General features: G+C 73.6%; 17 protein-coding genes and 3 pseudogenes. 12 read left to right on the plus strand and 8 right to left on the minus strand.

What is annotated here, in order from left to right; genetic code table 11:
- Positions 1-375: 375 nt before the first annotated feature.
- From J7462_RS21250 to J7462_RS21265, 4 genes are all read right to left on the minus strand, one after another.
- On the minus strand, positions 376-735 hold the full coding sequence (locus tag J7462_RS21250) for a hypothetical protein (RefSeq protein WP_219465726.1): 360 nt from the start codon (positions 733-735) through the stop codon (positions 376-378).
- A gap of 44 nt (positions 736-779) precedes the next feature.
- The gene (locus J7462_RS21255) at positions 780-1028 is read right to left on the minus strand and encodes a hypothetical protein (RefSeq protein WP_208565435.1); all 249 of its coding nucleotides are present in this window, start codon (positions 1026-1028) and stop codon (positions 780-782) included.
- A 79-nt stretch (positions 1029-1107) separates the two neighbouring features.
- Positions 1108-1578, minus strand: a complete 471-nt coding sequence (mscL, locus tag J7462_RS21260) for a large conductance mechanosensitive channel protein MscL (protein ID WP_219465729.1) — start codon at positions 1576-1578, stop codon at positions 1108-1110.
- A gap of 42 nt (positions 1579-1620) precedes the next feature.
- Entirely contained in the window at positions 1621-2304 is a 684-nt protein-coding gene (locus J7462_RS21265; protein WP_219465732.1) for a FadR/GntR family transcriptional regulator, read from the minus strand.
- Between the two features lie 208 nt (positions 2305-2512).
- Between J7462_RS21265 and J7462_RS21270 the strand changes: the two are divergent.
- Positions 2513-3666, plus strand: a pseudogene (locus tag J7462_RS21270) (MFS transporter).
- 9 nt (positions 3667-3675) lie between these two features.
- On the opposite strand, the gene J7462_RS21275 reads toward J7462_RS21270, so the two are convergent.
- Positions 3676-4032 carry an STAS domain-containing protein gene (locus tag J7462_RS21275; RefSeq protein ID WP_067310147.1) on the minus strand — a complete coding sequence of 119 codons (357 nt, stop codon included), beginning with the start codon at positions 4030-4032 and terminating at the stop codon, positions 3676-3678.
- Positions 4033-4190: 158 nt separating this feature from the next.
- On the opposite strand from J7462_RS21275, the gene J7462_RS21280 reads away from it, so the two are divergent.
- From J7462_RS21280 to J7462_RS21305, 6 genes are read left to right on the plus strand one after another with little or no spacing between them, the layout of a single operon-like run.
- A complete protein-coding gene (locus tag J7462_RS21280) occupies positions 4191-5051 on the plus strand; it encodes an STAS domain-containing protein (protein WP_219465735.1) in 861 nt (286 codons plus the stop codon).
- Entirely contained in the window at positions 5051-5470 is a 420-nt protein-coding gene (locus J7462_RS21285) for an STAS domain-containing protein (RefSeq protein WP_219465738.1), read from the plus strand. The genes J7462_RS21280 and J7462_RS21285 overlap by 1 nt, the downstream gene beginning before the upstream one ends.
- Positions 5467-5883 (plus strand): anti-sigma regulatory factor, encoded by a 417-nt coding sequence (locus J7462_RS21290; protein ID WP_219465741.1) that lies wholly within the window; start codon positions 5467-5469, stop codon positions 5881-5883. Before J7462_RS21285 ends, J7462_RS21290 begins: the two co-directional genes overlap by 4 nt.
- The gene (locus tag J7462_RS21295) at positions 5880-6896 is read left to right on the plus strand and encodes a SpoIIE family protein phosphatase (protein ID WP_219465743.1); all 1017 of its coding nucleotides are present in this window, start codon (positions 5880-5882) and stop codon (positions 6894-6896) included. Before J7462_RS21290 ends, J7462_RS21295 begins: the two co-directional genes overlap by 4 nt.
- Positions 6897-6919: 23 nt before the next feature.
- The gene (locus tag J7462_RS21300; RefSeq protein WP_219470578.1) at positions 6920-8245 is read left to right on the plus strand and encodes a sensor histidine kinase; all 1326 of its coding nucleotides are present in this window, start codon (positions 6920-6922) and stop codon (positions 8243-8245) included.
- 1 nt (position 8246) lies between these two features.
- Positions 8247-9785 carry a SpoIIE family protein phosphatase gene (locus J7462_RS21305; RefSeq protein ID WP_219465747.1) on the plus strand — a complete coding sequence of 513 codons (1539 nt, stop codon included), beginning with the start codon at positions 8247-8249 and terminating at the stop codon, positions 9783-9785.
- A 675-nt stretch (positions 9786-10460) separates the two neighbouring features.
- Here the strand turns inward: J7462_RS21305 and J7462_RS33010 are convergent.
- Complete coding sequence (locus J7462_RS33010) at positions 10461-11336, minus strand: helix-turn-helix domain-containing protein (RefSeq protein WP_208565444.1); 876 nt, start codon at positions 11334-11336, stop codon at positions 10461-10463.
- Between the two features lie 31 nt (positions 11337-11367).
- Here J7462_RS33010 and J7462_RS21315 point away from each other — a divergent pair, with 31 nt between their 5' ends.
- The 4 genes and pseudogenes from J7462_RS21315 (at position 11368) to J7462_RS21330 (ending at position 14739) form a co-directional block, all read left to right on the plus strand.
- On the plus strand, positions 11368-11940 hold the full coding sequence (locus J7462_RS21315) for a TIGR03086 family metal-binding protein (RefSeq protein WP_219465756.1): 573 nt from the start codon (positions 11368-11370) through the stop codon (positions 11938-11940).
- 33 nt (positions 11941-11973) lie between these two features.
- Positions 11974-12510 carry a PadR family transcriptional regulator gene (locus J7462_RS21320; RefSeq protein ID WP_204958604.1) on the plus strand — a complete coding sequence of 179 codons (537 nt, stop codon included), beginning with the start codon at positions 11974-11976 and terminating at the stop codon, positions 12508-12510.
- Positions 12507-13187: pseudogene (locus J7462_RS21325) on the plus strand (ABC transporter ATP-binding protein); the annotation flags it as partial. The gene J7462_RS21320 and the pseudogene J7462_RS21325, both read left to right, overlap by 4 nt.
- Positions 13188-13227: 40 nt before the next feature.
- Entirely contained in the window at positions 13228-14739 is a 1512-nt protein-coding gene (locus J7462_RS21330) for an ABC transporter permease (RefSeq protein WP_219465758.1), read from the plus strand.
- Positions 14740-14866: 127 nt separating this feature from the next.
- On the opposite strand, the pseudogene J7462_RS21335 reads toward J7462_RS21330, so the two are convergent.
- Positions 14867-16961 (minus strand): annotated as a pseudogene (locus tag J7462_RS21335) (S9 family peptidase).
- 74 nt (positions 16962-17035) lie between these two features.
- Between J7462_RS21335 and J7462_RS21340 the strand changes: the two are divergent.
- Positions 17036-18472 (plus strand): FAD-binding oxidoreductase, encoded by a 1437-nt coding sequence (locus J7462_RS21340; RefSeq protein ID WP_255597825.1) that lies wholly within the window; start codon positions 17036-17038, stop codon positions 18470-18472.
- Between the two features lie 136 nt (positions 18473-18608).
- Here J7462_RS21340 and J7462_RS21345 read toward each other — a convergent pair whose 3' ends face one another.
- The gene (locus J7462_RS21345) at positions 18609-20675 is read right to left on the minus strand and encodes a SpoIIE family protein phosphatase (protein WP_219465764.1); all 2067 of its coding nucleotides are present in this window, start codon (positions 20673-20675) and stop codon (positions 18609-18611) included.
- Positions 20676-20985 lie beyond the last annotated feature (310 nt).

Raw genomic sequence — 20985 nt, forward strand, 5'->3', positions numbered from 1 at the left:
GGTGAGTCCTCGGCGGGCGGTGATACCTCTACGGGTCCTTTAGAGCTGATGACGTTGACGGCTCACCCACTCCCACCCCGCCGGATGGCTCTGAATCACCCCGTTCAAGACGGTGGCTTAGGCAGCCGGGGCGACCCGCGGGGTTGCTTTGCGCGCCGAGGCGGCCGGGTCGTCGATGATTCGTTTACGTCATCAGCTCTAAAGGATGCATGGCAGGGTTGTTGCCCCCAGCCGGTGGGATCGATCGGCGCACGCGAGCAGCTGAGATCCCCGCGCGACGCAAGCGCGCCGCCGCCCGGCGGCCCGCCCGGCGCGGCCGACCGGCCGCCGACAGCCCGTCTCCGGCCAGCGCAGGTGGTGAGGGGCGGGGGCGGGTCACTCCTCCGGAGGCAGGTCGCCGACGGGGACGTGCAGGCGTACCTGGTCGTCGGTGACCGTGGCGATCTGGTCGGCCAGCACGTACACCGCGCCGGTGCGGGCCAGTTCGGTGGAGACCTTGAGGTAGCCGGTGCGCAGCAGGCGGGCGGCGAGGTCGGCCGGGACGTCCGGCTCCTCGACGGCCACCGACTCGATCAGCTCGTCCAGGCTGCCGCCCGGGTCGGCGGTCGACGCCTGCACGGTCACCGCGTTGGGGTCGCCCCGCTGGACGAGGTCGACGGTGCCGATCTCGACCCCGACGGTGTCGACCACCCGCATGCCGGTGGTGACCCGGGAGATGACCGCCCGCTCTGCCATGCCCTGCTGCTCCATCCCCGGGCGGTTCCCTGCCCCACCCACCGCTAAACCGCCGGGCCCCAGGCACCGGGCGGGCGCGGGGACAGCTCCCGCCAGGCGTCCGTGCCCTCCAGCAGGGCCCGGACGGTCTCCTCGGCCTCGTCGGCACTGCCGTGCTCGTAGAACTGGGAGACGCCCTCCGCGCCGCCGGCCCGCTGCTCGACGTGCCACCGGTCGGCGTCGACCCGGAGGAAAACGTCCCGCCGGGCCAGTCGTCCCCATTTGCCGTTCCACCAGTGCCTACGCTGTTCCATGGCCGGACTCTATCGAACATGTGTACGACAGAAGTCGGCCCCTGCGGGAATTCCGCAGGGGCCGATGTGTACCGGTCGGTCAGCGCGGGGCGGGCGGCTCCGTCCGGCGTCCGAGCACGTCGTCGAGCGCGCCGCGCTGCCCCGGAGCGGTGTGGCCGCCGGCCAGCAGCGCGTCGCGGATCTCGGTGAGCAGTTTGACCTCCTCGCTGGGGGCGGCGGGCGGCGGCTCCTCGCCCCGCTTGCGCCGCTCGGCGAGCCGGTTCATCGGGTAGACGACCAGGAAGTAGAGCGCCGCCGCGGTCAGCGCGAAGGTGATCGCCGCGTTGACGAAGGCCACCCAGTCGAACGGGATGTCGCGGAACTTCGGCGTCGAGCCGCTGAGGCCCTTCTGGTTGCCGGTGATCAACACGATGATGACCCGGACCAGTGGTTCGAGGAACGACTTGGTCAGCTGGGTGACCACGCCCGTGAACGCGGCACCGATGACGACACCGACCGCCAGGTCGACGACGTTGCCGCGCATGATGAAGTCTTTGAAGCCCTTGAGCATCTGCTGCACTCCTGTGCCGTCCGATTCTCCGTCGGGGACAACCTATGCCCCGGACGGCGGCTCCAGAAAGGCCCCGGCCTCGATCGCCGCCCGCCCGGGATCGCCGTCCCGGATCGCCGCCACCAGCCGGCCGTGGTCGACGTACCGCTGGGGTTGCAGGGTGTCGCCGATCGCGTGCGCGACGGTGCTGCGCAGGGCCGCGCCGACCGAGGCGTACAGCTCGGCCAGCATGGCGTTGTGGGCGGCGGCGACCACCGCCGTGTGCAGCGCGACGTCCGCCTCCACGAACTCGCCGACCCGGCCCGACCGCCAGGCGGCCTCCCGGGTGGCGAGCGCGCCGTCGAGCGCCACCAGATCCTCCGGGGTACGCCGCAGCGCGGCCAACCGGGCCGCCTCGACCTCGAACGCCCGGCGGACCTCGACCACCTCGACCATCCGGTCGTCGGTGAGCCGGCGGGCCACCACCGGGGCCAGCTCGTCGGTCGACACCACGTACGTCCCGGAGCCCTGCCGGCACTCCAGCACCCCGGCGTGCACCAGCGCCCGGACGGCCTCACGGACGGTGTTGCGCCCCACCCCGAGCGCCGTCACCAACTGCGGCTCGGTGGGGATGCGTCCGCCCACCGGCCATTCGCCGCCGAGGATCCGGCCCCGGAGCTGCTCGATCGTCTGGTGCACCCGCTGACCGCGCGGGGGCACGGGTGGGGAATCGACGGACGGTGTCACCGGTTACACCAACTGCCGAAATTCATCCCATGATTGTAGGTTCGAGGTCATGACCCCGCCAAATGCCAGCCCCGCGGCCACCGCCGTCGGCCGGAGCGCCGCCGTCGTCGGGCCGGGCGACACCGCCGGAGCGGCCGGGCCGCTCGCCCACCGGCCGGCCCACCGCGCCCCGTCGCCGGCCACCGGCGGCGCGCTGGTGCTGGTCGGGATGCTGCTGGTCGCGCTCAACCTGCGGGCCGCGGTGACCAGCCTCGGCGCGCTGCTCGACGAGGTACGCACCGGGCTCGGTCTCTCCGGCACGATGGCCGGGTTCGTCACCACCCTGCCCACCATCGCCTTCGCCGGTCTCGGCGCGCTCACCCCGTGGCTGATCCGCCGCTGGCCCGCAGCCCGGGTGCTGGTGGTGGCGATGCTCGCCCTCACCGTCGGTCAGGTGCTCCGGGTGGTCACCGACTCGGCGGCGATCTTCGTGTTCACCAGCGCGCTCGCCCTGGCCGGCATCGCGGTGGCGAACATCCTGCTGCCGATGCTGGTCAAGCAGCACTTCCCGCACCGCACCGGGCTGGTCACCGGGGCGTACACGATGGCCCTGACGGCGGGTACGACGGTGGCCGCCGCCTCCGCCGTGCCGGTGGCGCACGCCTTCGGCTCCTGGCGGGCCGGGCTGGGCGTGTGGGCGGCGTTGGCGGCGGTGGCCGTACTCCCGTGGGTGCCGCTGGCGTTGCGGGCGCGCGCCGCCCGACGGACCGCGCCCCGACGGCGGGCCCGGCCGTCCGCACCCGGGTCCAGCCGGCCCGCACCCGGCTCGGCTGGGCGATGGCGGTCTACTTCGGCGCGCAGTCACTGAGCGGGTACGCGGTGATGGGCTGGCTGGCCCAGCTCTTCCGGGACGCCGGCTTCCGGCCGGAGAGCGCCGGACTGCTGCTCGCCGGGGTCACCGCGCTCGGGGTGCCGGTCGCCCTGCTGATGCCGACGCTGGCCGGTCGGCTCCGGACGCTGCGCCCGCTGGTGTTCGGGCTGACCGCGTTCTCCGCGGCGGCCTACCTGGGGTTGGCGCTCGCACCCCGGGAGGGGGCGCTGCTGTGGGTGCTGCTGCTCGCCTTCGGCCAGGGCGCGTTCCCGCTGATCCTGACCACCATCGGCCTGCGGGCCCGCACCGCCGACGGCACGGTGGCGCTGTCCGCCTTCGCGCAGAGCACCGGATACGTGATCGCCGCGCTCGGGCCGCTGCTCGTCGGGGTGCTCTACGAGGCGACCGGTGGGTGGACCGCGCCGATGGGCTTCCTGCTCGCCGCGCTGGCGGTGCAGACGACCGCGGGCATGGTGATCGCTCGTCCCCGGTTCATCGAGGACGAGCGGTGAGGAAACCGGTCAGGACGAGGCGGGGGTGGGATCGCCCGCGACGGCCTCGTCGACCGTCGGGTAGGTGTGCAGCACCTCGACCAGCCCACTGACCTCGAGGATGCGCAGCACGCCGCGCTGCGGGGCGGCCAACCGGACCACGCCGCCGGCCTCGTCGCAGCTGTTCTTGGCCCGGACGAAGACCGACAACCCGGTCGAGTCGCAGAACGACACCTCGGCCAGGTCGAACACCAGCCGGCTGCGCCCCTTGTCGAGCAGGTCGGTGATCTGGTCCTGCAACTGCGGTGCGGTCGCCATGTCGAGTTCGCCCGCGACCGACACGACGACGACGTCGCCGCGCTGTTCCGTGTGCACCGTCAGGGACATTCAGACCTCCTGTTATTGGTGGAACGGTATCCCACGAACAGCGGGACACGCAGAACGGGAGCGCTTCCGGTGGGACCGATCATTCCTTTGCCGCGGGGCAACTACCGGGTCTGCCTCCGGTGATAGAGTCCGGCCGGCCCAGCTCACAGGAGGTAACCATGGCGTTGACCGCAGACGGAGGCGACCGACTCGTCGAGCTACTGACCGGGCACGGCGAGCGGGTGGTGCAACGGTGGACCGAGGTCGTCGCCGCCTCGCTGCGCGGTCGGCTCAGCCAGGCCGAGCTACGCCTCCAGGTGCAGGAGCTGCACGCTAGCATGATCAATGCCGGCGGTGCCGGCCTGGCCGACCTCCAGGACCCTGCGGCGGGCGAGCTGCGGGCGGTGCTCGCCGACCTGTCCCGCAGCCGGGCCCGGCAGAGCTTCACCGCCACCGAGACCGCGACCAGCATCTACGCCCTCAAGGACGTCCTGGTCGAGCTGGCCGAGACCGCCGGCGTGGAGTTGTCGCTGCGGGACGTCGTCGACTTCACCGGCCTGGTCGACCGGATGGGGCTGCTCACCTTCGAGACCTACGTGCAGACCCGCGAGGGGCTGATCGCCGACCAGGCCGAGCAGCTGCTCGAACTCTCCACCCCGGTGGTGAAGATCTGGGACGGTGTGGTCGCCGTGCCGCTGGTCGGCACCCTCGATTCGGCCCGCGCCCAGGTGGTGATGGAACGGCTGCTCCAGACCCTGGTCGACACCGGCTCGCCGTACGCCATCATCGACATCACCGGCGTGCCGGCGGTCGACACCCAGGTCGCCCAGCACATCCTCAAGACGGTGGTGGCCGCCCGGCTGATGGGCGCCGACTGCATCATCTCCGGCATCCGCCCGCAGATCGCGCAGACCATCGTCGCGCTCGGCATCGAGTTCGGCGACATCGCCACCAAGGCGAGCCTGGCCGACGCGCTGCGGCACGTGCTGCGGCTCACCGGGGTGGAGACGTCCCGCCGTCACCCGCGTCGGGAGGCGTGATGGAACGGGTGCCGATCCTCAAGATCGGCGACATCCTGCTGGTCTCCATCCAGATCGACATGTCCGACCAGACGGCGGTCACCCTCCAGGAGGACCTGGCCGAGCGGATCGTCGCGACCGGCTGCCACGGCGTCATCATCGACATCACCGCGCTGGACATCGTCGACTCCTTCGTCGGCCGGATGCTCTCCACCATCGCCTCGATCTCCAAGGTGCTCGACGCCGAGACGGTGGTCGTCGGGATGCGTCCCGCGGTCGCCATCACCCTGGTCGAGCTGGGCCTGTCGCTCAACGGCATCCGCACCGCGCTGAACGTGGAGCGGGGCATGGAGCTGATCGCGGCGACCCGCGACGACGACCTCGGGTACGACGACGACCCCGAGGACGTGGAGTCCGGGACGGCGGCGACATCGTCATGACCGCGGGAGTCGACCTGGGCCCGAAGACCCAGGCGATCGGCAGTGACGAGGACGTCGTCCGGGTCCGTCAGCTGGTGCGTACCGTGGCGGTGGCGGTCAAGCTCTCCCTCGTCGACCAGACGAAGCTGGTGACCGCCGCGAGTGAGCTGGCCCGCAACACCCTCATCTACGGCGGTGGCGGCACCGCCGAGGTGACGGTCGTCGAGGACGGCCGGCGGCGCGGCGTGCGGATCGTCTTCGCCGACTCCGGGCCGGGCATCGCCGACCTGGGTCTCGCCCTCACCGACGGCTACACCACCGGCGGTGGCCTGGGCCTCGGCCTCAGCGGCTCCCGTCGACTGGTCGACGACTTCGACATCCAGACCGCCCCCGGTGAGGGCACCCGGATCACCGTCACCAAGTGGTCCCGATGATCCACGACGTGGTGCCGGACGCGGGCCACTGGTACCGGGTGGAGAGCGGCAGCGCCGCCAGCACCGTGCGACGCGCGGCGGAGCGCCTCGGCGGGCAGCTCGGCCTCGGTGAGAACCGGGTCGCCGAACTGGCCATCGTCGCCGCCGAGCTGACCAGCAACCTGGTGAAACACGCCCAGGAGGGTGTCCTGCTGCTGCGCCCGGTGCGCACCGGCGACGCCGCCGGGGTGGAGCTGATCGCGGTCGACTCCGGCCCCGGGATGGCCGACCTGACCGTCTCCTCCCGCGACGGTCATTCCACCACCGGCACCCTGGGCATCGGCCTCGGTGCCATCACCCGACAGGCCAGCTGGTACGACGCCTGGTCCCGGCCGGGTCGCGGCACCGTCTTCGCGGTGCAGGTGTGGGCGAAGGAGGTGCGGGCCACGCCGGCCTGGGCGGCGGGGCTGACCCGGCCGATCACCGGCGAGCAGGTCAGCGGCGACAGCCATGCGATGCGTACCGAACAGGGGCGGCACCAGGTGCTGGTCTGCGACGGGCTGGGCCACGGGCCGTTGGCCAACGTCGCCGCCGAGGCGGCCGTCTCCGCTTTCCGGGTCGCGCCGGCCGGTCCGCCCGCCACCGTGGTGACGCACCTGCACCGTGCGATGTCGCACACCCGGGGGGCCGCGTTGGCGGTGGCGGAGCTGGACCCGGCGGCGGGTCTGCTGCGCTACGCCGGGCTGGGCAACATCGCCGGGACGGTGCTGGCCCCGGACGGCACCCGCCGGGGGCTGGTGTCGCTGCCCGGCATCGCCGGCCACCAACGCCCGACGGTACGTGAGTACGACTACCCGTTCCCGGCCGGCGCGACCCTGGTGATGCAGAGCGACGGGGTGGTGGACCGGTGGCGGTCCGAGGACTATCCGGGGCTGACCGGGCGGGCGTCGGTGGTCGTCGCGGCGACCCTGCTGCGCGACGCCGGAATCCGCCGGGACGACGCCTGCGTGCTGGTCGCGAGAACTCCGTCGTGACCGCCCGCGAGCCACTCCTGCGGATGGCGTTGCGGGTGGAACAGGACATCTTCGGGGTACGCCAGCGGGGCCGGGAGGTCGCGGCGGCGATCGGGCTGGAGCACCAGGACCAGGTGCGGTTCGCCACCGCGCTCAGCGAGGTGGCCCGGGACCTGCTGCGTACCGTGGACGGCGCGGACGTCAGCTTCGCCCTCGTCACGGAGCCGGACGGGCGGCGGTTCCTCAGCGTCGACCTCGCCCCGTTGCGTCCGCTGCCGGGCAACCGGTACGAGCCGCAGTCCGGCGCGGTGGCGCGATTGGTGGACACCCTGGGGCTGGCGGAGGCGGCGGGATATACCGTCGTGAGGATGTCCCGACGTGTCCCGGCCGCCGCTGCTGCGCTGACCCCGCCGCGCCTGGCAGAGCTGCGCGCCGAGCTGGGCACCAGCGCCCCGGCCAGCGCCCTGGACGAGTTGGCCACCCAGAACGGGCAGCTCATCGCCGCTCTCGACGAGGTACGCAGCCAGCGCGACGAGCTGGCCGTGCTGAACGCCGAGCTGGAGGAGACCAACCGGGGGGTGATGGCGCTCTACGGTCAGCTCTCCGAGGAGTTGGAGGAGACCAACCGGGGGGTGGTGGCCCTCTACGCGGAGCTGGACGAGAAGTCGGCACAGTTGCGTGCGGCGAGCGAGTCGAAGAGCCGTTTCCTGGCCAACGTCAGCCACGAGCTGCGGGCCCCGGTGACCGCGATCATCGGGCTGGGGCGGCTGCTGACCGACTCCGCGTCGGACCCGCTCACCGCCGAGCAGGCCCAGCAGGTCGAGCTGATCCGGTCCTCGGCAGCCGACCTGCTCTCCCTGGTCAACGACCTGCTTGACCTGGCCAAGGCGGAGGCTGGCCGGATCGAGCCGGAGTGGGTGCAGGTCGACCTGCGGGCGGTCTTCGGGCAGCTGCGGGGGACACTGCGGGCGCTCACCCTGCGTTCCGAGGTGGAGCTGGTGGTGGAGGAGCCGCCCCCGGGCACCGAGCTCCGCTCGGACGAGGTGCTGCTGGCCCAGGTGCTGCGCAACCTGCTGCACAATGCGGTGAAGTTCACCGACCGGGGTGAGGTGCGGATGTGCGCCGAGCGGGTCGACGACCGGGTGCGGATCCGCGTCTCGGACACCGGGCCGGGCATCCCCGCCGAGCTGCACGAACGGATCTTCGAGGAGTTCTACCAGGTGCCGGGGACCAGCCGGCGCAGCGGCACCGGTCTCGGTCTGCCGTACGCGCGGCGGCTGGTGACGCTGCTTGGCGGCACCCTGGCGCTGACCAGCGAGCCGGGTCGGGGCAGCAGCTTCACGGTGGACCTGCCCGTGGCGGGGGTGTGAGGTGGCCGGCGTCCCGGCGACGATCCTGGTGGTCGACGACAGCCCCACCAAGCGCTACCTGCTGGTGAGCTGGCTGACCCGGGCCGGTTTCACGGTCTGGGAGGCGGAGAACGGCACCGAGGCGCTGGCCCGGGTCGGGGTGGACCCGATCGACCTGGTGGTGCTCGACGTCCGGCTGCCGGACCTGAGCGGCTTCGAGGTCTGCGAACGGATCAAGGCGGACCACCCGGCCATTCCGGTGATCCACGTGTCCGCGCACGCCGTCGACGTGGTGGACCGTACCCAGGGACTGACCCGGGGTGCGGACGCCTACCTGGCCGAGCCGATCGAGCCGGAGGAGTTGGTGGCCACCGCGCACGCGGTGCTGCGCTACTACCAGGCGCGGACGCGGGCCGAGCTGCTCGCCGAGCGGCTCACCGGGTTGGCCGACACCACCGTGGCGGTGCACGCCGCGTCCACCTTCACCCGCCTGTTGCAGGAGGCGGCGGCCGGTGCGGCGCAGATCTTCCGCAGCCCGGCGGCGGTGGTCGCGGAGACCTTCGACGGGGACTGCCTGGCCGGGGTCGCCGCCGGTCCGGGCGCGACGGCGGAGGTCGTACCGTGGGTGGTCGACGACACCGGCGTGCCGACCGGGGCGACCGTCCGGGTGGACGCCCCCGACGGGTGGGGGTTGGTGCGCTGGCCGGCGGGCGACACGGTGACCGTGGCCGCCGCCAAGCTGCGGGAGGACCGCGCCCCGCTCTACGTGGTGGTGCCCACCGCCACCCAGACCGCCCGGACGCCGGTGCTGGTGCAGCTCGCCCAGGCGGTCGCCTCGGCGGTGGAGGCGCAGCGCTCCTTTGACGAGGAGCACCGGATCGCGGTGACCCTCCAGCGGAGCCTGCTGCCCCGACGGCTGCCCGACGTGGCCGGCCTCGACCTGGCGGTGCGTTACGAGCCGGCCAGCGCGCAGACCGAGGTGGGCGGGGACTTCTACGAGCTGGTGATGCTCGACGGGCACCTGTTGGTGGCGATCGGCGACGTCGCCGGCCACTCGCTGCACGCGGCGACGGTGATGGCCGAGCTGCGGCACGCGATGCGGGCGTACGCGGTGGAGGGGCACCAGCCCGGGGTGATCCTGGAACGGCTCAACGTGCTGATGCGTACGCTGCTGCGCAACGAACTGGCGACCCTGTGCATCCTGCTGCTGCACCCGTCGACGGGCCGGATCAGACTGGCCAGCGCCGGGCACCTGCCGGCACTGGTGACGGTGGACGGCCGGGTGGAGTTCGTGCAGCAGTCGGCCCCGCTGCTGGGGGTGCGCGCGGACCGGCCGGAGGATCTGGAGTTCACCCTGCCGGCGGGCGCGACGCTGGTGCTCTACACCGACGGGCTGATCGAACGGCGGGACACCACCATCGACGACGGTCTGGCCGCGTTGGCCGCCTGCGCGACGGTGGTCGACGACGACCTGGACGGCTTCTGCCAGCGGCTGCTGGTCGAGCTGGCCCCGCCGGAGATCCACGACGACGTCGCGGTGGTGGCGGTCCGCCGCCGCTGAGTGGTTCCGACTGCTTTCCCCGACTCCCGATCCGGCCCCCGGGCGGTCGTCCGCCGGCTCGACCGAGCCACCGAGGCCCCCCAATCCCAACAGCTGTCGTGGTTACTGAGGGTGCTCGGCGGCGGGCCGACTCCTGACGTCACTCACCGTAGCTAAGGGCCAACCTCGAATTACTCCCCTCTCTATCCTTTGCTCTGCTGCCTTATCCGCGACAGCGCGCTGAGCTGCAACTTTGAAAATCGCCATAGGTGGGTCGCTCTTCCAGCCTGAAACGGTGAGTAGCTGTCGCCTCGATGGCAGCAGAGCAAAGGATGCGGAGTGGGGAGATGGGGGGTGGCGGCTGATGTTACTCATCGTTATCGCCAGGGGGTGGGGCTGCTTGGTGCTGGGATCGCCAAAAGTGGGGACCAGGATCGTGGAGAGTTCCTGCGGCCATGGCGACGAGAACGCTTCACACGGTGAGCTGACCACCGGTGTGGTCCCGGACTGGTCCGGGCGGTGGGGTCGTCGGTCGACCACCGGGCGGGCTGAGCGACCCGGCGGGCGGGCTGAGCGACCCACCGGGCGGGCTGAGCGACCCGGCGGCCGGGCCGGCGGCGAAGCGGTCGCCTGCTCTCCGCGCCCGTCGGGCCGACGCCGTCCGGTGCGGGTCGCTGGCTCGGACGTGGGTGGGGATCAGTGCAGGGAGCGGGCGTAGCCGGTGGGGGTGTGACCGGTGACCGCGGCGAAGTCGCGGGCCAGGTGGGCCTGGTCGCTGTAGCCGAGGTCGGCGGCGAGGGCGGCCCAGTCGGGCAGCCCGGTGACGACCTGTTCGATCGCCTCCAGCAGGCGGTAGCGACGGATCACCCACTTGGGGCCGACGCCGACGTGGTCCAGGAAGAGCCGCTGTAACCGCCGGACGGAGAGATCGTGCCGGCGGGCCAGGTCGTCCACCCGCAGCACGCTCCGGTCGGTGCGGATCGACTCGGCGAGGGCGATCGCCTCGGCCGCCGCCGGGTCGGGCTGTGGCGCCCAGGCGAGCAGGAAGGCGTCCAACGCCCGCCGGCGCTCGTCGTCCGTACCCCCGCAGCGGGGTGACGCGACGGCGGACCCGGCGGCGCGGGGCGTGGTCGGGCCAGCGGGGTGGGTGGCGGCGGCACCGGGGGTGGTCGACCCGGCGGCGCGGGCGGCGATCGGGTCGGTGCGGAGCGGGACGTCCCGGTCGGTGAGTTCGGCGACCGGGCGACGCCAGAACGGGCGGAAGCCGCCGGGGCGGAACTGGATGCCGCTGACCGTTCCGGTGCCGGTCAGGGTGACCGTGAACAGCCGCCGACCGACCCCGGCCACCTCGGCGGTCTCCGGGCCGCCGGCATCCTGCCGGAAGACGACGTTGACCGCCGGGTGCGGCACCACCTGCTGGGTGAACGGCGCGGTCAGCGCCCAGTCGGCCAGCCAGTAGTGCTCCACCCACGGGCGCAGCGCGGGGGCCGGCAGGTGCCGCCGGAACCGCAGCTCCCGGCGCAGCCGGGCCGGATCGAGGATGCCCCGGTCATCCGCGCGTGGCTGTCGCATTCGTTCAAGACCACCTTCATACGCTGGCCGTATGCCAACGAAGACTAGTGAGCTGCTGGCCGCCGCCGCCCCGGGGACCGTGGAGTTGGTCCGGGCGATCGGCGACGACCAACTCGACCTGCCGACCCCGTGCGCGGAGTACGACGTCCGCGGACTGATCAACCACGTGTACGACGTGGCGGTCAACTTCCAACGCCTCGCCGCCGGGCAGGAGACGGACTGGTCGGTCAAGACCGATCACGTGGCCGAGCCGGGCTGGCGGGACCGGTTCGCCACTGAGGTGAAGCAGCTCGTCGTGGCCTGGGACGACCCGGCCAGCGAGGAGGGCGTCGCGCCGGCGATGGGGCTGCCCCGGTCGACGATCGGCCTGATGGGGGTGGTGGACCTGGTGGTGCACGGCTGGGACCTGGCGCGGGCCACCGGCCAGCCGTACCAGCCGGCGCGGGAGAGCATCGCGGCGCTGCACGGCTTCATGGACGAGATGGGCCCGATGGGCCGGCAGATGGGCGCCTTCGGCGCGGAGGTGCCGGTCGGGGCGGACGGGACCGAACTGGACCGGCTGCTCGGCCGTACCGGTCGCGATCCGGCCTGGAGGGCTGCTTGACATCGACTATTCACTGGATGAATAGTTGGCCGGGTGTCCACGTCGCACGTGCTGCTCGGGTTGCTGGCCGCCGGCAACCGGCACGGCTACGAGCTGAAGCGCGCCCACGACACCCGGCTGCCCCGGGCCAAGCCGCTCGCCTTCGGCCAGGTCTACGCCACCCTGGGGCGCCTGCAACGGGACGGCCTGGTGGTCACCGCCGGTCAGGAACGCGAGGCCGGCCCCGACCGGACCGCCTACGCGCTCACCGACCAGGGCCGGGCCGCGCTCGCCGGCTGGCTCGCCGCCGTCGAGCCACCCATGCCCTACGTGACCAGCGCGCTGTTCACCAAGGTCGCGGTGGCGTTGCTGGTCGCCGACCTCAACGCGGCCCGGTCCTACCTGATCGCCCAGGCGCGGGCGCACACCGACCGGCTGCGCGAACTCACCGCCGTCAAGACGGCACCCTCGACCACCCTCGATGACGTCGTCGCCGTCGACTACGCCGTCGCTCACCTCGACGCCGACCTGAGGTGGCTGCGCACCACCCTGGCCCGCGTCGCCGACTGGCACCGGGAGGTGCACCCGTGAGCCGACTCCAGGCCCGCGACGTGGTCCGGTCGTACGGCCCGACACCGGCCCTGCGCGGCGTCAGCCTCGACGTCGCCGACGGCGAGATCGTCGCCGTGACCGGACCCAGCGGCTGCGGCAAGTCCACCCTGCTGCACTGCCTCGCCGGCATCCTGCGCCCCGACGAGGGGGCGGTGCGCTGGAACGGCGAGCGGATCGACACCTGGCCCGAGGCGGCGCGGTCCCGGCTGCGCCGTACCGAGTTCGGGGTGTTGTTCCAGTTCGGTCAGCTCGTCCCCGAGTTGACCGCGGCGGAGAACGTCGCCCTGCCCCTGCTCCTCGCCGGCACGGGGCGGCGAGAAGCAGGGCGGGCGGCGGGCGAATGGCTGGACCGCTTCGGCGTCGGGCACCTCGCCGACGTGCGCCCCGGCGCGATGTCCGGCGGGCAGCAGCAGCGCTGCGCCACCGCCCGCGCCCTGGTCACCGGGCCCCGGGTGATCTTCGCCGACGAGCCGACCGGTGCCCTCGACACGCTCAGCGGCGAGGAGGTCCTCACCCAGCTCGTCCAGCTCGCCCGGGAGCAGGGCACCACCATCGTCCTGGTCACCCACGAACCCCGGATCGCCGCGTACGCCGACCGCGAGGTGATGCTCCGCGACGGCGTGGTCGACCCGACGGGCCTCGGCCTGGACGAAACCCTCGTCCCGCTCCCGGCGGCCGGCCCGGCGCGGACCCCCGGTGAGGCCGGGCGTCGCGCTGCGGCTCGCCCTGGCCGGCAACCGCACCGACACCGCCCGGGTCGTGCTCACCGCGCTCAGCGCCGCCCTGGCCAGCCTCGCCGGGCTGGCCGCCCTCACCGTGCTGGCCATCCCGACCCCACCCGGCGGACGGGGCAGCAACAACTCCGAGCAGTACACCAACGCGCTGCTGCGCGAGCCGGGCCTGCGCGGCGGGACGGCGGTCGCGTTGCTGCTGCTCGCCGTGCCGGTGCTCGCCCTGGCCGGGCAGTGCGTGCGGCTCGGCGCCCCGGCCCGGGACCGGCGACTCGCCGCGTTCCGGCTGGCCGGGGCCACCCCCGGGCAGGTGACCGGGCTGGTCGCGGTGGAGGCCGGGCTGGCCAGCCTGCTCGGCACCCTGGTCGGGCTGGGGACGTACCTGGTGGGCCGGGTGTTGCTGCACCGGCCCGACGCCCGGGGGCTGCTGCCGCTGCCCACCGACGTGCTGCCGGCGCCGCCGGTGATCGCGGCGGTGGTGCTCGGCCTGCCGGTGCTGGCCGGGCTGGTCGGTGTCGTCCTGCTGCGCCGGGTCACCGCGACCCCGCTCGGCGTGGTCCGGCGGACTCGCCGGGAACGTGCCCCGAGGCCGTGGGCCGGGCTGCTGATCGTGGCCGGGCCGGCCGCGTTCGGCCTGCTCGCCCCGATCAACAGGTGGTACGCCGACCGTGCTCAGGACCCACCGGCGCTGCTGGAGCCGGCGCTGATGGCCGGCGGTGCGCTGGCCGCGCTGGTCGGGGTGGTGGTCGGCACCGGCTGGCTGTCGTACACGGCCGGGCGGCTGCTGCACCGGTGGGGTCGCGGGGCGGCCGTGCTGCTGGCCGCCCGTCGGTTGACCGCCGACCCGTGGGCCGGCAGCCGGACCCTGGCCGCCCTGCTGGCGGCGGTGATCGTGGGGGCGGGTGCGGCCGGGCTCCGGGCCTCGATGATCGCCGACATGGCGGCGAACCGGGCCACCGGCCAGGGCCTGGCCGGCAGTGACGACTTCTACCTGAACACGATGGACCTGGTCGACCGGGCCGCCCAGCTGGCCGTGGCGCTGGCCGCCGGTGGCCTGGTCGTCGCCCTGGTCGAGGGGATCGTCGCCCGCCGCCGGACGTACGCGGCGCTGGTCGCCTCCGGGGTCCCCCGCAGCGTCATCGGCCGGTCCGTCGGGTGGCAGGCGCTGGCCCCGGCGGTGCCGGCCATCGTAGTGGCGCTCGCCGGCGGCCTGCTGCTCATCTGGGGCGTCGCGGGCCGCCCACGCACCTACGGGGCGCACTCCTTCCAGGTGTGCACGGGCGACGCCGTGCGGTGCGCCGACCCGTCGGCCCTGCGCACCGTGTGGGTGCCCGAGGTCGTGGTGACACCCGAGCTGCCGTGGGCGCAACTCGCCTGGGTCGGCGCGGGTGCCCTGGTCGCCGTGCTGGTCACGGTCGGTGTCGGTCTGCTCTTCCTGCGGATGAGCACCGCCGTCGAGGAACTCCGCACCGGCTGACCGCGATCAGCCGGTGCGCAGCGGCAACCGCCCGCCGGTCCCGGGCCGACCCGCCGAGCGTTGCCGGCCCGCCGGTCCCGGCCGGCCCGGGGACCCGCCCCGGCCCGGCGGGGACCGGTGGCGGCGGTCAGGCGCGGCCCAGCCGGTCGAGGATCCAGGCGTTGATGAACGCCTCCTCGCGCCAGGCGTCGTACCGGCCGCTGGGGCCGCCGTGGCCGGCACCCATCTCCGTCTTGAGCAGGTAGTCGCCCTGCGGGGCCACCGCCCGCAGCCGGGCGATCCACTTGGCCGGCTCGTGGTAGAGCACCCGGGTGTCGTTGAGGCTGGTCACCGCCAGGATCGCCGGGTAGTCGGCGGCGGTGACGTTCTCGTACGGTGTGTACGACTTCATGTACGCGTACACCTCCGGGTCGGCGAGCGGGTTGCCCCACTCCTCCCACTCGGTGACGGTCAACGGCAGCGACGGGTCGAGGATCGAGGTGAGCGCGTCCACGAAGGGCACCTGCGCCACGATCCCGGTGAACGCGTCCGGGGCGATGTTGGCGACCGCGCCCATCAGCAGGCCACCGGCCGAGGCGCCCGGGCGACCAGCCGGTCGGCCGCCGTCCAGCCGGCCTTGACCAGGTGCCGGGCGCAGGCCACGAAATCGGTGAAGGTGTTCTTCTTGGCCAGCATTTTGCCCTCGTCGTACCACCGGCGGCCCAGTTCACCGCCGCCCCGGATGTGCGCCACCGCGAAGACGACGCCCCGGTCGAGCAGGCTGAGCCGGGCGACCGAGAACCACGGGTCCATGCTGGCCTCGTACGAGCCGTACCCGTAGATCACGGCGGGGGCGGAGCCGTCGCGTGGGGTGTCCCGGTGGCAGACCAGCGAGATGGGCACCCGGGTGCCGTCGTCGGCGAGCGCCCACTCGCGGTGCTGCTCGTAGTCGGCCGGGTCGTACGCGCGCCCGTCCGGCCCGGGGAGCACCGGCTTGCGGCGACGCAGCGTCAGTTCCCGGGTGACCAGGTCGTAGTCGTAGACCGAGTCGGGGGTGACCAGCGAGGTGTAGCGGAACCGGAGCTGCCGGGTGCGGTATTCCGGGTTGGCGTCCAGCCCGACGCTGTGGATCGGCTCGGGGAACTCGATGTCGTGGCCGTCGCCGCCGCCGACGGGGAGCACCCGCAGCCCGGTCAGCCCGTTGCTGCGCAGCGAGACGACCAGGTGGTCGGCGAACGCGTCGACCGACTCCAGCCGGGTGCCGGGGCTGTGCGGGATCAGCGGCACCCAGTCGCCGGGGCGTCCGCCGAGGTGTACGCGAGCGCGAAGTCCTCCGCGCCGTCGTTGTGCAGGATCAGGAACCGGTGGCCGTGGTGCTCGACGCTGTATTCGACGCCCTGCCGGCGCGGGGCGATCACGGCTGGCTCGCCGGTCGGGTTGTCGGCCGGGATGACCCGCACCTCGCTGGTGACCTTGCTGGTGCTGTCGATCAGCACGAACCGCTCGGATCGGGTCAGCTCGACGCCCACCCAGAACCGCTCGTCCTCCTCCAGATGCACCACCACGTCCTCGCTCGACGGGGTGCCGACGGTGTGCCGCCACACCCGGTTGGGTCGCCACGCCTCGTCGACGGTGATGTAGAACAGCACGGTCGCGTCGGCCGACCAGGCGGTGCCGTAGAAGGTGTCGGGCACCTCGTCGCCGAGCAGTTCGCCGGTGCTCAGGTCCTTGATCCGCAGGGTGAAGCGTTCGTCGCCGGAGAAGTCCGTCGAGTAGGCCAGCCACCGCCCGTCGGGGCTGACGTCGAACGCGCCGAGGGAGAAGAAGTCGTGCCCTTCGGCGAGCTGGTTGCCGTCGAGCAGTACCTCTTCGCCGTCGAGCGGGGCGCCGTCCGCGCTGACCGGCGGGTCGGTCTCGTCGTCGCGGACCGCGCGGCGGCAGTGCACGCCGTACTGCTGGCCCTCGATCGTGCGGGTGTAGTACCAGTGGCCGCCCTTGCGGGTGGGCACCGACAGGTCGGTCTCCTGGGTGCGCTGCTTCGTCTCGGCGAACAGCGTGCCGCGTAACGCTTCCAGGTGCGCGGTGCGCTGCTCGGTGTAGGCGTTCTCGGCGGTCAGGTGGGCGATGGTCGCCGGGTCGTCCTTGGCGGCCAGCCAGGCGTACTCGTCGACGACGGTGTCGCCGTGGTGGGTGCGCTCCGCGCGGACCTGTCGGGCGACGGGCGGGGTGGTCTCGGTGGTCACGCCGCCACGTTACCGGCCCGTCGCGCTGCGCGGCGCGGTCGAACCACCACCCACCTCTTTAGAACATGTGTACGATGGCTGTCATGTCGACGCCAGCGGGTTCGAGCGGTGCAGCGGAGATCACCCGCCGGTTGGCCGGGATCTGCGGTCCGTCCTTCGCCCGGTTCGCGGGCGCGGCCGACGAGGTCGCCGGCCGGCTCGCCCGGTGGGTGGCCGTCCCGGGTGGGCCCCGGGCGGCGGCCGAGGTGCTGCGGCTCGCCGCCCGGCACGACCTTTCGGTGGTGCCCCGGGGCGCGGGCACGAAGATCGACTGGGGTGCCGCGCCGGCCCGGGTCGACATCATGCTCGACACCGGCCGGCTCGCCGGGGTCGGCCACCAGCCGGCGGCCTCCCCGGTGGTCGAGGTGGGTGCCGGCACCCCGCTGCGGGCGGTGCAGGCCACCCTGGAACGTGCCGGCCGTCGGCTGGCCCTCGACCCGCCGTCCCCCGGTGCCACCCTCGGTGGGGTGCTCGCCGCCGACGAGTCCGGTCCGCTGCGGCACCGGCACGGCACCCCCTGCGCGCAGCTCGTCGGCCTGCGGTGGTTGGACGCCGACGGTGAGCTGGTCAGTGCCGGCCGCAGCGCTGCGGAGCTGTCCGGGGTGAGCGCACCCGTCGGTCTCGACCTGGGCCGGTTGCTCTGTGGTTCGCAGGGCGGGCTGGGCGTGCTCGTCTCGGCGACGCTGCACGCGCAGGCGCTGCCGGCGAGCCAGGTCTGGGTGTCCCGACCGGTGTGGAGCCCGCTGGAGGTGCACGACCTGGTGCGGGCGGTGTTCGCCGCCGACCTCGACCCGGCGGCCGTCGAGCTGGACCTGCCGGCCACCGGGTCCCCGCCGCGTCGGGCGGTCGCCCCGGCGTCGGGCGCGGCGTCGGGGCCGCCCGGTCGACCGATGTCCGCCGCCGAGGCGGCGGCCCGGGCCAACCATCCCGCGATGTCCGGCCGGCGGGCCGATCCGCCGCCCGCCCGGGGTAGCGCCGGTGAGCTGGCGATCCTGCTGGAGGGTGACCGGTCCGAGGTGGCCGAGCGGGCCGACCGCCTGTTGGCCGTGCTCGGTGGCGCGGCGAGCGTCGCCCCGTTCGCCCCGGCCTGGTGGGGGCGCTACCCGTTCGGCCCGGGCGACACCGCGTTGCGGGTCGAGGCCCCGGCCAAGGATCTGCACGCCGCCGTCTACGCGTTGCGCGACGCCGCCGGCACACCCCTGTCGGTACGCGGCTGCGCCGGTGCGGGTGTGGTGCACGCCGCGCTGCCCGGATCGTTCCCCGTCGACCGGGTGGCCGGCATCCTGGCCGCCGTCCGGGGGGTGTTGCTCGCCCGCCGGGGCCGGTGCGTGGTGGTCGCCGCTCCCGCTGCGGTCCGCCGTGAGGTCGACGTGTGGGGTGAGGCGGCGGTGATCCCCCGGCTGCGGGAGGCGAAGGAGCACCTCGACCCGCACCGCCGGCTCGCCCCCGGCCGCCTCCCCGGCGGCCTCTGACCAGCCCCGGCGGCCTCCCCCGGTGGCCTCTGACCAACCCCGGCGGCCCCTGACCAAATCCGGCGGCCCCTGACCAACCCCGGTGGCCCCTGACCAACCCCGGTGGCCTCTGGGTGTCGAGGTGATCGGGAGTGGATCAGGAGAGGGCGTCGTTGCGCAGCACCAGGATGGCGATGTCGTCGCGGGGTGACTCGACCGAAAAGTTGATCGCGGTGGCCCGCAGTCGCGCCGCGACCACGTCGGCGGAGTAGCCGGCCAGCGGCGCGGCGGCCTCCCGCAGCCGCTCGGTGCCGAAGAGTTCCCGGCCGCGTCGCCGCTCGGTCACCCCGTCGGTATAGAAGATCAGCGCATCGCCCGGCGCGAGCAGGATCTCCTCCGCCGGTGAGGTGATCGAGTCGAGCAGGCCGAGCGCGGTTCCACCGGTCCCGACGAAGTTCGCCCCGCCGGGACCGTGCAACAGCACCGGTCGGTCGTGCCCGGCCAGGTGCAGCGAGACGTCGAGCCCGTCGCCGTCGTCCGGCCCGACCGCCGCCAGGGCCAGCGTGCAGTAGCGTCCCCCGCCGCGCTCGACAAGCGTGTCGTTGAGCCGGGCCAGCACCTCGGGCAGCGGCTTGCCGTCCCCGACGAGCACCCGGATCACGTCCCGGACCAGCCCGGTCACCGCCGCCGCCTGCACCCCCTTGCCGGACACGTCGCCGACCACCACCAGCCAGCGCCCGTCCGGCAGCGGCACCACGTCGTAGAAGTCGCCGCCGACCTCGGCCTCGTCCCCGGTCGGGACGTACTCGGCGGCGAAGCCGACGCCCTCGACGACCGGGAGCACCGGCGGCAGCAGCGACTGTTGGAGGGTCTGCGCCACCCGACGCCGTTCGGCGTGGATCCGGGCGTTCTCGATGGCGAGGCCGGCCCGCCGGGCCACGTCCTCCAGCACCGCCACCTCGTCGGCGTCGTGCCGGTGCCGCTGGTGCCGGCCCACGGCCAGGGTGCCGAGCTTCTGGCTGCGGACGACCAGCGGCACGGCGAAGCCCTCCATCGGCCCACCGAGCGGCACCTGGGACCCGGTGCGCGACGCCTCGCGCAGCCGGGCCTGGACCGAGTCCGGCCCGGACTCCTCCAGCACCTTGTGCAGTTGGGGCAGGACCGACTCGTCGGCGTGGCTGCACGCGGCCAGCTTGAGCCGGCCCCACTCGTCGGTGGTGTGCACCGCGCACCACTGGCCGAGCCGGGGCACCACCAGTTGCGGGATCAGCGCCATGGTCAGGTCCACGTCGAGCGACTGGGCGAGCAGTTCGCTGGCCTCGGCCAGGAAGGTCAGCCAGGCCGAGCGGCGGACGTCGGCGCGGCGCAGCCGGTCGTTCTCCAGATGCAGCGAGAGCCGTTCGGCGGCGAGTACGGCCAACGGCCGGGCGTACGCCGACGGTGCCGCGTCCAGCTCCAACTCCCCACCGTACGGTCGGTGCACCGCCAGCGGGACCCGGAGCAGCTCGTTGCCGGCGCGCGGCTGGCGGCCGTACCGGGCCAGCACCTGCGGGCCCTCTCCCTCGCCCCGGTCGAGCCGGATCACCCCGCCGGCCGCGCCCACCATCTCGGCGACGCGGGTGAGCAGGTCGGTGGCGAACTCGGGCAGCGGTTCGTCGGCGTACGGGTCGGGCCTGGTCTGGGTCAGTTCGCTCATCGCTGCGGCGCTCGGTGCGGTGGTCGCCAGGTCGCTCTCGGCCTGCCCGGGTGGCGGGTACGGGGACAGCGGCCCGCCGCCGTGGTCGCCGTGGCGGTCCAGCCGGAACCACACCCCCTTGCCGGTGGGCAGGTAGGTGGTGCCCCAGCGGCTGGCGAAGTGGTCGACGAGCAGCAGCCCGCGCCCCCGGGCGGAGACCTCGCCGATCTCGTCGGTGTCGTTGCGGCTGCCGACGATCAGCTCGTCGACCGGCCCTGCGGCGAAGTCGGAGACGGTGACGGTCAGGCCGATCCGGTCGGCGACGACCTCGATGTCCAGTTCGGTGCGGGCGTGCTCGACGGCGTTGGTGGACAGTTCGGTGGTGAGCAGCAGTGCCTCGTTGAGCAGCTCGTCGAGGTCCGCCTCGGCGAGCACGGAGCGGACGACGGCGCGGGCGGCGGCCGGGGTGCGCCGGTCGGCGGGCAGTCGGACGCGCCGGACGTGCTCGTCCCGTCCCGCGTCTGTCCCGGCCCCCGGCTCCGTTGACACCCCCGTATCCTCTACCGCGACCGCCCGGGTGCCAAGCCGCACCACGCACCGTCACACCCGTCGCACCGATCGGCAGGTCGACGTCACCCCCGTCGTCGGGTGCGGGTCGGCGACCAACGGCTACGTGTCGACCTGGGGTGGTGGGGTCGGGCCGGGTGCCGGGACCGCGTCCCGCCTGCGGTGTCGCTGTCGGGGCGGTGGTGGCACCGGCAGGGACATGTCGGGCACGTCGTGTCCGCTGCCCGGGTCCGGACGCGGGCACAATGAGGGAAAGTCGGCGTGTCGGCACGCCGGGGACCCTCCGAGCTGA

Source organism: Micromonospora sp. RL09-050-HVF-A (assembly GCF_019374995.1).
Taxonomy (GTDB): Bacteria; Actinomycetota; Actinomycetes; order Mycobacteriales; family Micromonosporaceae; genus Micromonospora; species Micromonospora antibiotica.